Below are 12,617 nucleotides of genomic sequence, written 5' to 3' on the forward strand. Positions count from 1 at the left end.
AGCACCCCTTGGGTGGTTCAGACGCTGAGCATCAGGAATTCACGCTCCCACGAGCTGATCACGCGCTTGTAGTTCTCGTGCTCGGCCCGCTTGACCGCCACATAGCCCTGGACGAACTGCTTGCCCAGGTACTGCTGCACGGTTTCGCAGTCTTCCATGTGCTGCAGGGCGTCCTCGATGGTGATCGGCAGGCGCAGGTTGCGCCGCTCGTAGGCGCGGCCCTGTACCGGTGCGCTGGGCTCGATGTGCTCGACCATGCCCAGGTAGCCGCACAGCAGGCTGGCGGCGATGGCCAGGTACGGGTTGGCATCGGCGCCTGGCAGGCGGTTTTCCACGCGCATCGCCTCGGGGCTGGAAGTGGGCACGCGCAGCCCGGCGGTACGGTTTTCTTCACCCCACTCGACGTTCACCGGTGCCGAGGTGTCCGGCAGGAAGCGGCGGAACGAGTTGACGTTGGGCGCGAACATTGGCAGCAGCTTGGGGATGTACTTCTGCAAACCGCCGATGTGGTACAGGAACAGCTGGCTCATGCTGCCGTCTTCGTTGGCGAAGATCGGCTTGCCGGTGGCGATGTCGACCACGCTCTGGTGCAGGTGCATGGCACTGCCGGGCTCGTCGGTGATCGGCTTGGCCATGAAGGTGGCGGCCACGTTGTGCTTGAGCGCCGCTTCGCGCATGGTGCGCTTGAACACAGTGATCTGGTCGGCCAGGTCCAGGGCGTCGCCATGGCGGAAGTTGATTTCCATCTGCGCCGGGCCGTCTTCATGGATCAGCGTGTCCAGGTCCAGGCCCTGGATCTCGCACCAGTCGTAGACGTCTTCGAACAGCGGGTCGAACTCGTTGGCGGCATCGATCGAGAACGACTGGCGGCCGCTTTCGGCACGGCCGGAACGCCCCAGCGGCACTTGCAGGGGCAAGTCCGGGTCTTCGCAGCGCTGGGTCAGGTAGAACTCCATCTCCGGGGCCACGATCGGCTGCCAGCCTTTGTCGGCATACAGCTTGAGCACTTTCTTCAGCACGTTGCGCGGCGACAGCTCGATGGGGTTGCCTTGCTTGTCGAAGGTGTCGTGGATCACGATAGCGGTCGGCTCGATCGCCCACGGGATCTGGTACACGGCGGCCGGGTCGGGGCGGCAGACCATGTCGATGTCGGCGGCATCGAGCAGGTTGTAGTAGATGTCATCGTCGACGTAGTCGCCGGTGACCGTCTGCAGCAGCACGCTCTCGGGCAGACGCATGCCACGCTCGTGGAGGAACTTGGCGGTGGGCGCGATCTTGCCGCGGGCAATGCCGGTCAGGTCGCTGATCACGCATTCGACTTCGGTGATCCGGTGTTCTTTCAGCCAGGTGGACAGCTGATCGAAGGGGGCGTTCATACAGACCTCTTGGTTGGGTTTTAGTGGGGGAGCGAGCATGCCAGCGTGAACCGTCATCCGGTTTCGAGGGCGTCCCGCTTCCCAGGTGACGCACTGCAGACTATCTTGGTCGCAGCCCGCAAGGCTGATCTATCCACTTTCTCCGGCAATGAATGCACTAAAAGAGTGCAACTAGGACCGAGCGTGACAACCGCCAATGCCCTGCAAGTCCAGGCTTTCCACACCACCGACGTTACCGAACAAGTACGTGCTACCCCCGGATGGCAGCAGCAGTACCGGCAGATGTCACCCGGGCATTTCAGCGGTGAGCTGCGTTGCCTGGGGCTGGACGGTGTAGAGGTGTACGAGGAGCGGCTGAACACCCGGGTGGAGCAGTTTTTCCGAGCGCCGAGCGGCTCGCTGGCGTTCTGCTTCGACCGCAGCGAGAACAGCCTGTACCTGCTGAACGAACAGAGCCGCAACATCTGGATCACGCCTGAGAACTACCAGGAAGTGGCGGTGGTATTCGACCAGGCGTTCCTGGCCCGCCATGGGCTTGACCCGCAGCGCCTGGAAGGGTTGTTCATGGTGCCACTGGGCAGCGGGCAGAATGCGCTGTTCGGCAGCTGGCTGAGCGCGACACTGACCCGCCTGGGTGAGGCGGATTGCCCGCTGCAGGGGCAGGCCCTGGCGGAGCAGCTGCTGGAGGACTGCCTGTTCATTCTCGACAACGCCTGCCAGCGCCTGCAGGGTGTGGCGTTGGGGCGGCGCGACGAGGAGCGGGCGATCATGCGCCGGGTAAGCGAGTGGGCGGCCGACTGCCCGGAAGAAACGCTGAACCTGGTGGAACTGGCGGATGTTGCCGGGGTTTCCCTGCGTCAATTGCAGCAAGCCTTCAAGGCCTTTACCGGGATGCCGCCAGCGCACTGGTTGCGCCTGCGCCGGCTGAACGGTGCGCGGCGCGATCTGTTGCGTGGCGGTGGTGTGACCGTGGCCGAGGTGGCGATGCGCTGGTCTTTCTGGCATTTGGGAAGGTTTTCAGAGAGTTATCGTCAGTTGTTCAAGGAGTTTCCCAGTGAAACTTTGAAGCGGGGCAGGGGCTGAGTTTAGGGATGTAGTTTGATGGTGTAGCTGCTGGCCTCTTCGCGGGCTTGCCCGCTCCCACAGGGACCTCACAATGCCTGGCCCTGAGGTGATCCTGTGGGAGCGGGCGAGCCCGCGAAGAGGCCGGCCCAGGCACTACACAACCCAGCAATCCACCGCGAAAATTGCTATCGTGCCGCCCTGATTCGACCCGAGGTGCCGATGTTCTACCTGCCTTTGCCCAGCGACCAGGCTGACAGCCTCGCCAGCGAGCCCACTACCGATTTCTTCACCACTGCAAGCGTCCTCGACGCGGCCGCAGTGCTGTTCGTGCAAAACCTGCCGCGCCAGCCCGCCACCGCCTCGGCGGATGCGCAGGAACGCCGCTTTGCCGAAATAGTGCGTATTGCCAAAGAAGTCGAAAGCGCCGCACCGGGGCGCTTCCAGGACCAGGTAGCACAGCACTTCGATCGCGAAGCCTTCGCCATGGGCCTCGGCATGCTGGGCGATAACGGTATCGCACTGCTGTCCACCGAGGTGGCGTACCAGGCCGACGAGTTGCTGGACGCCGAGGGCCAGTGGAACTTCCAGTTCGCCGACAACTACCGCCAGCGAGCAACCCCATTGCACCCGGTGTACCTGCCTTCCCTTGCCAGCGACCTGATGCTCAGCGACCAACAGAACCGCCTGCTGCGCGAATTCCTAAGTGGTATCGATGAGTCGGTGGCGGTACAGGGCTTTGCCGGCACTGGCAAGACGTTCCTGATTCACCAGTTCGCCCGCCTGCTAGAGCCGCAGCGCACGCTGTTGCTGGCCTTGACCGAAGGCCAGCTGCGCGCCTTGCAGGCGCGGGTCAAGGATGCTGCCGCCTACACCGCGCTGACCTTCGGCCAGCTCGCCGACGAGTTGCTCAACCGCGATCTCACCAGCAATGGCTGGCGTTTGCGCGACCCGTATCGCACCAGGCTTTCGTGGCGCCCGCAGGATGCGCAGGTGGTACGTTGGCTGGCTATCCCCGACATCGGTCCGCTCGCCGCGCGTGATGTGGTTGCGTTGTGCATTCGCGCGGTACGCACGTTCTGTCACAGCGCCGACACCCAGCTGCAGTTGCACCACCTGCCCTGGGCCGGGCCGGGAACCACGCCGCTGGATCAGGAAGTGTTGCTGGAAAAGGCACGCCTGTACTGGCAGGAGCTGATTCGCCCGTCGTCACGGGAAATCCAGTTGCCGGTGCGCGACTACCACCGGGTCAAACTGCTGTCGCTGACCGGCCACGTGATCGACAGCCGCTACACCCATGTAATCGTCGATGAGGCCCACGAGCTGTCGGCTCCGATGCTTGCCGTGCTCGACCGCAGCCCGCAATCGATCATTGCCCTGGGTGACGAACTGCAGAATCTCAACGGCCTCAGCGCGCACCATGGCGGCTTTATCCGTCAGCGTTACATCGACCATTCACTGCGGGCCGGGCCGGCGATGGACAACGTGCTCAACCCATTGATCCAGGCACACCCGGCGGCGATCCAGGCGGCCTTCAGTGGCAGCGCCGAGCATTACACCCGGGTCAGTTTCTTCGATACGGTGAGCGTGCCGGAACAGCCTACGGCGCTTATCGTCGACGATGAATGGGGCCTGTTTGGCTGGTTCCAGCGCCTGACCCACCAAGGCGTGCCGTTCGTGCTGCTGAAAAGCGCGCGCAAGGACTTCGAGTTGTTCGTCGAAGACTGCATCGAGCTGTACCGCCATGGCACCCGGCCGCGTCACCCGATGCTGTTCCGCTACGCCAGCTGGCAGGCGCTGGAGCAGGACAAGGGTGATGACAAGGCCTTCGTTGCCGTGGCCAACATGCTGCGCAAGGGCTACACGCCGGAGCACTTTGCCAGGGCCAAGAGCCGTTATCGTTGGGACAAGGCGCCCAAGCTGTTCCTGGGGCGCGTGCGGGATGTGAAGAACCTGGAGTTCGCCCGGGTGATGGTGTCGCCAGAGCTGCTGGTGGCGCCGCAGGTGGCGGGCAACCGCAATGAGCGGGCGCGAATGCTGGCAGGGTTGTATACCGCCTGTTCGCGGGCGCGGCATGAACTGATCGTGCCGGGGGGGATGCTGGACTGGGTCAAGGACCAGGTTCGGGATTGAGGCCCTGGGGCCGCCTTGCGACCCTTCGCGGGCACGCCCGCTCCCACAGGTAATGCGCCAATCCGTGGGAGCGGGCGTGCCCGCGATGGGCTGCAAAGCAGCCCCAGGGTCATGAATCAGTTACGGTCCAGCCACACCGTCTGGGCATTGGTGAACTCACGCACACCAAAGTGCGACAGCTCACGCCCGAAGCCGCTCTTCTTCACCCCGCCAAACGCCACGCGGGGGTCGGAAGCGCAATAACCGTTGATGAACACGCCGCCGGTATCCAGCGCCGCGGTCATGCGTTCGGCCAGCGCGTAATCGGCGGTGTAGATGGTCGAGGCCAGGCCGAATTCGCTATCGTTGGCCAGCTCCACCGCATGCTCCGCATCCCGTGCGCTGATGATCGCCGCCACCGGCCCGAACAGCTCCTGCTTGAACGCGGTCATCTCAGGGGTGACATTGGCGAACACGGTCGGCGCATAGAAGTTGGCCACGCCATCCACCTTGTGGCCACCCAACAGCAGGGTGGCGCCTTCGGCGAGGGTTGCCTGGACTTGGCCATCCAGCTCGTCGCGCAGGTCATAACGGGCCATAGGGCCGATGTAGGTGTCGTCCTCCAGTGGGTTGCCGATTTTCAGCTCGCGAGTAGCCTCGACGAATTTTCGGGTGAATTCGTCAACGATGCTTTCCTCCACGATCAGGCGCTTGGCCGCAGCGCAGACCTGGCCGGTGTTCTGGTAGCGGCCGATCACCGCAGCCTTCACGGCGGCGTCCAGGTCAGCATCGGCCAGCACGATGAACGGGTCGGAACCGCCCAGCTCCAGCACGCACTTCTTCAGCGCGGCGCCGGCTTGTGCACCAATCGCCATGCCGGCACGCACGCTGCCGGTCAACGTCACTGCGGCAATGCGCGGGTCATTGATGGCGCGGGTGACGCCGTCCGGGGTCACGTTCAGCACCTCGAATACGCCTTCCGGCAGGCCGGCGTCCTTGAACAGATCGCCCAGCAGGTAGGCGCTGCCCATCACGTTCGGCGCGTGCTTGAGCACGTAGGTGTTGCCGGCCAGGATCGCCGGCACGGCGCCGCGCAGTACCTGCCAGACCGGGAAGTTCCAAGGCATCACGGCCAGGATCGGGCCGAGCGGGCGGTACTCGATGCGTGCTTTCTCGACCTGGGTCGGCTCGGCGGCGAGCATTGCCGGGCCGTGTTCGGCGTACCAGCGGCACAGGCCGACACACTTGCTGACCTCACCGCGAGCCTGGGCGATCGGCTTGCCGATTTCGCGGCTGATCATTTGCGCGAAGGCTTCGGCCTTGTTTTCGAGGGTGCTCGCCAGGGCAAGCAGGTATTCGCTGCGCTGACCCAGTGACACCTGGCGCCACTGGCGGTAGCCAACCTTGGCGCGTTGCAGCGCCGCTTCCAGTGCGGCGTCGGTGTCGAACGGGTAGGCGCCGATCTGCTCGCCACTGTAGGGGTCGAGGGAGATGGCGTGGGTCAGGCTGCTGATCGCGCTCATGTTGGGACACTCTCGTTGTTGATCCGTGACGCCAGACTAGTGGGCTAGGGCTTTAATGAAAACTGAATAATAATGAGCGAAACATTCACGTTTGGAGAAAGGCTGTGGACCTGGTGCAACTGGAGATTTTCAAGGCCGTGGCAGAGCAAGGCAGCATCAGTGCTGCCGCGCAGCATATCCACCGAGTGCCGTCGAACCTGACCACCCGCATCAAGCAACTGGAGGAAGACCTCGGCGTGGAGCTGTTCATTCGTGAAAAAAGCCGCCTGCGCTTGTCCCCCGCAGGCTGGAATTTCCTCGAGTACACCCGGCGCATCCTCGACCTGGTACACGAAGCGCGGTTGACCGTGGCCGGTGAAGACCCGCAAGGCACCTTTGCCCTGGGGTCGCTCGAGAGCACGGCGGCGGTGCGCATCCCGGCCTTGCTGGCGGCCTACAACCAGCGCTACCCCAAGGTCGACCTGGACCTGTCCACCGGGCCTTCCGGGACCATGCTCGAAGGGGTGTTGTCCGGCCGCCTGGTGGCGGCGTTCGTCGACGGGCCGGTGTTGCACCCTACGCTGGAGGGCATGCCGGTGTTCGAGGAAGAAATGATGGTCATCGCGCCGCTCAACCACGCCCCGGTAACCCGCGCCCAGGACGTCAACGGCGAGAGCATTTATGCCTTTCGTGCCAACTGTTCGTACCGCCACCATTTCGAGAACTGGTTCGTGCAGGACCAGGCTGTGCCGGGCAAGATCCACGAAATGGAGTCGTATCACGGCATGCTGGCCTGCGTCAGCGCCGGTGCCGGGCTAGCCATGATGCCGCGCAGCATGCTCGACAACATGCCTGGTTGCAGTACCGTCAGTGCCTGGCCGATGTCGGAGGATTTCCGCTACCTGAAAACCTGGCTGGTGTGGCGCCGGGGTACGGTGTCGCGCAGCCTGAGCATGTTCGTGAAGTTACTTGAAGAAAAGCGTGCAAGCTGAGGAGTTACATGGATATTCACACTGTTTAAGTGAAATTCATCCGCACGACCACGCATCAGCACGAACGCCGTTACGCCCGGAGGATCAGATAATAGGTAAGCCATCCTCGAAAGGAGGGTCGTATCATGCGTAACCACCATTATGCCCTCGGCACGGCGCTGCTGATCGCCCTGGCGCTGCCATGGACCCTGGCGGCCGCCGCCGACCTCGATGCCCCAATCGACATGCAGGCCGTGCAACTGCAACAGCAGGAGCAGAACGGCGTCCGTTATCTGCAAGGCGGCATCGGCCAGGATGAAGCCAATGCCCTGCGCAAGATTCCGGGCTATGACCTGCACGTAGAACTCTCCACCGGCCCGGAAGGCAAATTCCAGAGCGGTGCCAACATCGACATCCAGAATGCACAGGGCCAGTCCGTGCTCAGCCTTGTGGATGCCGGGCCGCTGCTGTACGTGCAGTTGCCTCCCGGCAAGTACAAAGTCACTGGCAACGCCCAAGGTCAGACGGTGCAACAGTTGGTGACCGTGAATGGCAAGACTCCGACGACCGTGGACCTGAACTGGCGTTGATGGAACACAGGCAGGAGTACGCATGTGCTCCTGCCTGAAAGGAGCGCATCGCCATGAACCTGGACCTTCAGCTGGAGATGTTGGACGAGCGGGGCTATGTGTTGCTCCCCGGTGTGCTCGAACCCTTGCGTATCGCCTTGTTGCGCTGTGCCATCGATGACCTGCAGCCCATTCACTGGGATTACCAAGGGTTGCTGGAACACTATAAATGCGTGTTCAACCGCAACCCGTTATGGTTGCCTTTTCTCGACCTGCCACCGCTGATTGCCCTGGCCGAAGCAGCGTTGGGCGCTGACTGCCATGTTATCGGGCAAACCGCCTGGCGTAGCCACCCGGGCTACCCTGGCATGGCCCTGCACCTGGACTATCTACCCATGCAGTTGCCCGCCTGGCTCAGCGAGCGCGGCGACTTTACCCAACCTGCGCAGATCCTGACTGCGCAGCTGTACCTCAGCGATATCGACCATCACATCGGGCCGACCTGGATCGTGCCCGGCAGCCACCGCGCGGCGCGGCCACCGCAGGCGGGCGAGCAACACTGGCAGGGCCGTGAGGCACAGCCGGTGCTGTGCAAGGCAGGCGATGCGCTGGTGTTTCGCAGCGATGTCTGGCACTGCGGCGCGGCCAACTGCAGCCAGTCGCAGGTGCGCGACATGCTGCAAGTGCACTATGGCCGGCGCATGGTCGCACAGAAGTTTTCGCCATACCTGAGCTGGCGTTTCAACCCGCAGGTGCTGGAGGAGGCCACACCGAGGCAAAGGCGCCTGCTGGGCGAACACGACGAGGCGGAATACGACTGAGTGCTGTCGTTCGGCAGGGCAGATGCTGGTAGACGGAATTAGCCAATAGTGGCAATTCACTTTCAACTTTCTGTTTATCTGGACAATAATCAGAAAAGTATTACTCCGTGTGACCGGCCGGGATGCAGCCGGTCCCGCATAAAGTCGAGGGGCCCAAGCCCCCGCGTGCCGTGTAGACCATCAGGAGAAGTCATTGATGAAAACCCGTCTAGCAGCTTCGCTGGCTGCTGCAGTGCTGGCCTTTGCCGGGGCGAATCTGGCCCAGGCAGCGCAGGTGAGCGGCGCCGTTGGCGCCACTGGCCAAGGCGACATGACCTACCGTATTGGCCTGTCGTTCGACTGGGACAAGAAATGGCTTGAAAGCAGTACCGGTTATCTGACCGGATATTGGGACGCGGCCTACACCTATTGGGAAGGTGGTGAAGCCAGTGGCGCGCACTCGCTGTCGTTCAGCCCGGTGTTCACTTACGAGTTCAGTGGTTTCACCTATACCCCTTACATCGAAGCCGGTATTGGCCTGGCAGCGTTTTCCAAGACCGACGTGGGCGACCAGCGCCTGGGCTCGGCGGTCAACTTCGAAGACCGCATCGGCTTTGGCCTGAAATTGCCGGGGGAGCAGAAGGTGGGCATCCGCGCGATGCATTACTCCAACGCTGGGCTCAAGCAGCCTAACGATGGCATCGAATCGTACTCGCTGTTCTACAGCAAAGGGTTCTGATGCCTGGGGCCGCTGTGCGGCCCTTTCGCGACACAAGGCCGCTCCTGCAGGAAATCGCGGTTTCCTTGTAGGAGCGGCCTTGTGTCGCGATGGGCTGCAAAGCAGCCCCGGCAATTCAGAAGGTATAGGAAACCCCGGCCTGCACCGTGCGCGGTGCCCCCGGGTAGACGTAGTTGTTGAACGCCCCCTCATCATAGCCCTTGTTGAACACGTTCTTCACGTCCAGGTTCAACCGCACGTGTTCGTTGACCTTGTAGTAACTCAGCAGGTCCACCACACTGTAGCGCTCCATGGTGTAGGTCGTGGCTGCCGTCTGGCCGGCGCGATCATCCACGTACTTCACCCCAACCCCCAACCCCAGCCCTTTGGCCAGGCCATCCTGGAACTCGTACGTGTTCAGCAGGCTGAAGCTGTTGCGCGGGATGTTGGCCAGGCGCGTGCCCTTGGGCAGGGTCGTATCCTTGGTCACTTCGGCGTCTACGTAGGCATAACCACCAATCACGCGCCACTCCGGTGTCAGATTGCCAGCGATGTTGATGTCCAGACCACGGCTGCGCACCTCCCCGGCGGCGATTTTGTAGGTGTTGGTGGTGTCGTTCGGGTCGTTGGCCAGTACGTTTTCCTTGACGATATGGTAGATCGCGGCATCGATGCTGAGTTGGCGGTCGAGCGCCTCCCATTTCATGCCCAGTTCGTAGGACTTGCCTTTTTCCGGGTCAAAGCCACCGCCGCCGCTGGCAGGCGTGCCGGTGTTGGGCTTGAACGAACGCGCGGTGTTGGCATAGACCGCCACGGTATCAGTCAGGTCGTAGATCAGGCCGAAACGCGGAGTGACGCCGTTTTCGGCCTTGTTGAAGTCGCGGTTGGTCGGCAGCTTGTCGTCGTAGTCATGCTCGAAACGTTCGAAGCGCACTCCCGCCAGCGCCTTCAGGCGCTCGGTCAGGGCCACCTGGTCTTGGATGAAGAAGGCCCAGGTCTGCAGGTTTTCCTTGTCCCAGGTGGTGGTGCGGGTGAGCGCAGGTCGAGTCTGGCCAAGGACTGGGTTGTAGATGTCGATGGGGTAGGTGCCATCAGCAGCGGAGGAGCGTTGGATAATCGAGTTGTAGTCGTAGTTCTCGTATTCGACGCCGGTCAGCAAGGTATGGCTGAACGCTCCGGTATCGAAATGCCCGGTCAGGTTCAGTTGCCAGTCGCGGTCGGTCCACTCCAGCTTGCGGTAGTTGAAGTTACGTTCCAGGGTGCGGCCGTCTGCAGGTGCTTTGTTGGCTTCAACCGCATTACCCTTGAGCGAACCATCCAGGAACTGGAACCCACCGCCCAGCGTCCAGTTGTCGTTGAGCAGGTGCTCGAAGCGCACCTGCGCCATGTTGTTGTCGTTGTGCAGTAGGTTGTCGCTGCCTTTTTCCCAGATGTAAGTGTTACGCGAGGCGCTGCCGGTCTGGGTCGGGTAGCGGGTCAGGCCGCGGTCCAGCGGATGGTTGTTGCGCATGAAGTCGCCTTCGAAGACGATCCTGGTGCTGTCGTTGACCTGCCAGCTGAGCACTGGCGCCACGTCATAGCGCTCGCTTTCCACATCGTCGCGGAAGCTCTCGCCACCTTCGCCCAGCAGGTTCAGGCGGTAGGCCAGCGAGCCATCCTGGTTCAGCGGCCCGGTAGCATCCAGGGTCGCGCGGTGCATGCCCTGGTCATCGAACTGGCTGCCCAGGGTGACCTTGGACTCTGGCAGCGGCTGCTTGCTGACCACGTTGAAGGTGCCGCCGGGGTCGCCACGGCCGTACAGGCTGCTGGCCGGCCCACGGATCACTTCAAGGCGCTCGACAGTGTTGGCATCGGGCGCATTGGGGTAGCCACGGTTGATCGGAAAACCGTTGCGGTAGAATTCGCCGGTGGTGAAGCCACGCACGGTGAAGCTGGTCAGGCCCTGGCCGCCGAAGTTGTTGGCGCGGCCGACACCTCCGGCGTAGTCCAGGCCGTCCTGAAGGCGCGTGGCGCCGGTGTCTTGCAGAACATCCTTGGGCACCACGCTGACCGATTGCGGGGTCTCGTGCAGGGCGGTGTCGGTGCGGGTGGCGCTGGCCGAACGGGAAGCCTTGTAGCCCTCGACCGGGCCATCGGCACGTTCGCTGTCGGCGCTGCTGGTAATGTTCAGGGCCTGAAGTTCGATCTGGGCGGGTTCGCTGAGCGGTTCAGGCTCGGCAAAGACCAGCGGGGAGACAGCATGAAGCACACAAAGCGAAACGAACGTGCGACGCATCGACGGTACGATCCTGGAGTAGGGCGCTGAGGGTAGGGTGGATAAACGCCGAAAAACTACTACGAATCATTATCAAATGCATTCTTTTTGTGTGGCACTGGTGTGCCAGATACCACGTGGAATTTGTGCTGGATTCTTCGCGGGCACGCCCGCTCCCACAGGTCATGCACAAATCCTGAGCCTGTGACGAACCTGTGGGAGCGGGCGAGCCCGCGAATAGGCCAGTTCAGGGGCAGCAGCTCTCAACGAACCGCCTTGATCGCCAGCACATTGCACAGCGGATGCTCCAGCACATGCGCGGTGGTCCCGCCCAGGAACGTCTGCAGGGTGTCATGCCGATGGCTGCCCATCACTATCACATCCGCCCGGCTGTGGCCGACGAACTGGGCAATGGCCTTGATCGCGGCCCCTTCCAGGAAGTGCCTGCGTTCCAGCGGGATCTGATGCTGGTCGCCCAGCCGGTTGAACGCTGCCCGCTGCGCGGTCCGCACGCTGACATCGAAGCCGGGCATGGTCACCGTACCGGCACCGAAGTCGGCAATGTGGGTCTTGGCCGCGTCGCACACGTGCAGCAGGTGCAGCTCGGCATTGCACTGCAGGGCCAGGGCATGGGCGCAGTGGATGACCTGCTCGTCCAGGTGCTCGCCAGCGCCATGGCTGTTCAGGTCCACCGCGGCGGCAATCTGCCGCGGCAGGGGCAGGCGGATATCGCTGACCAGGTGCACGGCGACCGGGCTGTCCTTGAGCAACTGCCAGTCCAGGGGCGTTACCAGCAGGCGCTTGAGCACCGGTTCGTGCTGCACGTCCTTGATCAGCAGGTCGCAACCCAGCTGTTCGACCCGCTCCAGCACGCTGCGCAGCGGGTCGCGGGTCAGCAGCAATTCGGTAGATACATCCAGGCCGGCATTTGTCAGCTGTTCGGCTTCGTCCGCCAGCCATTGGCGGTTGTCGCTGAGCAGCCGTTCACGCTCGCGGCTATCGCTCATCAGGCCGAAGGTGTCGACATCGTCGACGAACACATTGATATCCAGCAAGGCCCCGCTGGATTCCGCCAGCGCCGCAGCGCGTTGCAGCGCCGGCGTGTGGCGCATCTGCGGGCCGAGCATGACGAACAGACGCTTGAACTGGCTCATCTCACACCTCCACGTGTGGCAGCCCCCCGGTGACTTGGTCTTGTTCAGTCTAGACCGCGCAGGGCGGCATGAGCACCTGACGGATGCTGGCGCGGCACG

Annotated in this window: 10 protein-coding genes; 6 read left to right on the top strand and 4 right to left on the bottom strand. The window is 62.8% G+C overall.

Annotated elements, in window-relative coordinates; genetic code table 11:
* Positions 1–17: 17 nt before the first annotated feature.
* On the bottom strand, positions 18–1,376 hold the full coding sequence (locus tag CAF70_RS12385; RefSeq protein WP_085624931.1) for a glutamine synthetase family protein: 1,359 nt from the start codon (positions 1,374–1,376) through the stop codon (positions 18–20).
* Positions 1,377–1,559: 183 nt separating this feature from the next.
* Here CAF70_RS12385 and CAF70_RS12390 point away from each other — a divergent pair, with 183 nt between their 5' ends.
* Positions 1,560–2,459 carry a helix-turn-helix domain-containing protein gene (locus CAF70_RS12390; protein ID WP_085624933.1) on the top strand — a complete coding sequence of 300 codons (900 nt, stop codon included), beginning with the start codon at positions 1,560–1,562 and terminating at the stop codon, positions 2,457–2,459.
* Positions 2,460–2,660: 201 nt separating this feature from the next.
* The gene (locus tag CAF70_RS12395) at positions 2,661–4,571 is read left to right on the top strand and encodes an AAA family ATPase (protein WP_085624935.1); all 1,911 of its coding nucleotides are present in this window, start codon (positions 2,661–2,663) and stop codon (positions 4,569–4,571) included.
* Between the two features lie 116 nt (positions 4,572–4,687).
* Here CAF70_RS12395 and CAF70_RS12400 read toward each other — a convergent pair whose 3' ends face one another.
* Complete coding sequence (locus tag CAF70_RS12400) at positions 4,688–6,073, bottom strand: aldehyde dehydrogenase family protein (protein ID WP_085624937.1); 1,386 nt, start codon at positions 6,071–6,073, stop codon at positions 4,688–4,690.
* A gap of 104 nt (positions 6,074–6,177) precedes the next feature.
* On the opposite strand from CAF70_RS12400, the gene CAF70_RS12405 reads away from it, so the two are divergent.
* The 4 genes from CAF70_RS12405 to CAF70_RS12420 all read left to right on the top strand — a co-directional run bounded on the left by CAF70_RS12405 (position 6,178) and on the right by CAF70_RS12420 (position 9,131).
* Positions 6,178–7,044 (top strand): LysR family transcriptional regulator, encoded by an 867-nt coding sequence (locus tag CAF70_RS12405; RefSeq protein WP_085624939.1) that lies wholly within the window; start codon positions 6,178–6,180, stop codon positions 7,042–7,044.
* 125 nt (positions 7,045–7,169) lie between these two features.
* Positions 7,170–7,613, top strand: a complete 444-nt coding sequence (locus CAF70_RS12410; RefSeq protein WP_085624941.1) for a hypothetical protein — start codon at positions 7,170–7,172, stop codon at positions 7,611–7,613.
* Between the two features lie 53 nt (positions 7,614–7,666).
* Entirely contained in the window at positions 7,667–8,413 is a 747-nt protein-coding gene (locus CAF70_RS12415; protein ID WP_085624943.1) for a phytanoyl-CoA dioxygenase family protein, read from the top strand.
* 196 nt (positions 8,414–8,609) lie between these two features.
* A complete protein-coding gene (locus CAF70_RS12420; RefSeq protein WP_085624945.1) occupies positions 8,610–9,131 on the top strand; it encodes an acyloxyacyl hydrolase in 522 nt (173 codons plus the stop codon).
* A gap of 115 nt (positions 9,132–9,246) precedes the next feature.
* Here the strand turns inward: CAF70_RS12420 and CAF70_RS12425 are convergent, their stop codons facing one another.
* Together CAF70_RS12425 and CAF70_RS12430 are read right to left on the bottom strand one after the other, a co-directional pair.
* Positions 9,247–11,385, bottom strand: coding sequence for a TonB-dependent siderophore receptor (locus CAF70_RS12425; RefSeq protein ID WP_085624947.1), 2,139 nt, complete (start codon positions 11,383–11,385; stop codon positions 9,247–9,249).
* A 242-nt stretch (positions 11,386–11,627) separates the two neighbouring features.
* Positions 11,628–12,518: a universal stress protein gene (locus CAF70_RS12430; protein ID WP_085624949.1), complete on the bottom strand. Its 891-nt coding sequence runs from the start codon at positions 12,516–12,518 to the stop codon at positions 11,628–11,630.
* Positions 12,519–12,617: the final 99 nt, after the last annotated feature.

Origin of the sequence: Pseudomonas sp. B19(2017), assembly GCF_002113165.1 — a bacterium.
Lineage (GTDB): Bacteria > Pseudomonadota > Gammaproteobacteria > Pseudomonadales > Pseudomonadaceae > Aquipseudomonas.

Excerpts from the sequence above, each read along its gene's own strand:
- CAF70_RS12385 (WP_085624931.1), bottom strand. The coding sequence starts at position 1,376 with ATGAACGCCCCCTTCGATCAGCTGTCCACCTGGCTGAAAGAACACCGG.
- CAF70_RS12425 (WP_085624947.1), bottom strand. The coding sequence starts at position 11,385 with ATGCGTCGCACGTTCGTTTCGCTTTGTGTGCTTCATGCTGTCTCCCCG.
- CAF70_RS12410 (WP_085624941.1), top strand. The coding sequence starts at position 7,170 with ATGCGTAACCACCATTATGCCCTCGGCACGGCGCTGCTGATCGCCCTG.
- CAF70_RS12420 (WP_085624945.1), top strand. The coding sequence starts at position 8,610 with ATGAAAACCCGTCTAGCAGCTTCGCTGGCTGCTGCAGTGCTGGCCTTT.
- CAF70_RS12415 (WP_085624943.1), top strand. The coding sequence starts at position 7,667 with ATGAACCTGGACCTTCAGCTGGAGATGTTGGACGAGCGGGGCTATGTG.
- CAF70_RS12395 (WP_085624935.1), top strand. The coding sequence starts at position 2,661 with ATGTTCTACCTGCCTTTGCCCAGCGACCAGGCTGACAGCCTCGCCAGC.
- CAF70_RS12400 (WP_085624937.1), bottom strand. The coding sequence starts at position 6,073 with ATGAGCGCGATCAGCAGCCTGACCCACGCCATCTCCCTCGACCCCTAC.
- CAF70_RS12430 (WP_085624949.1), bottom strand. The coding sequence starts at position 12,518 with ATGAGCCAGTTCAAGCGTCTGTTCGTCATGCTCGGCCCGCAGATGCGC.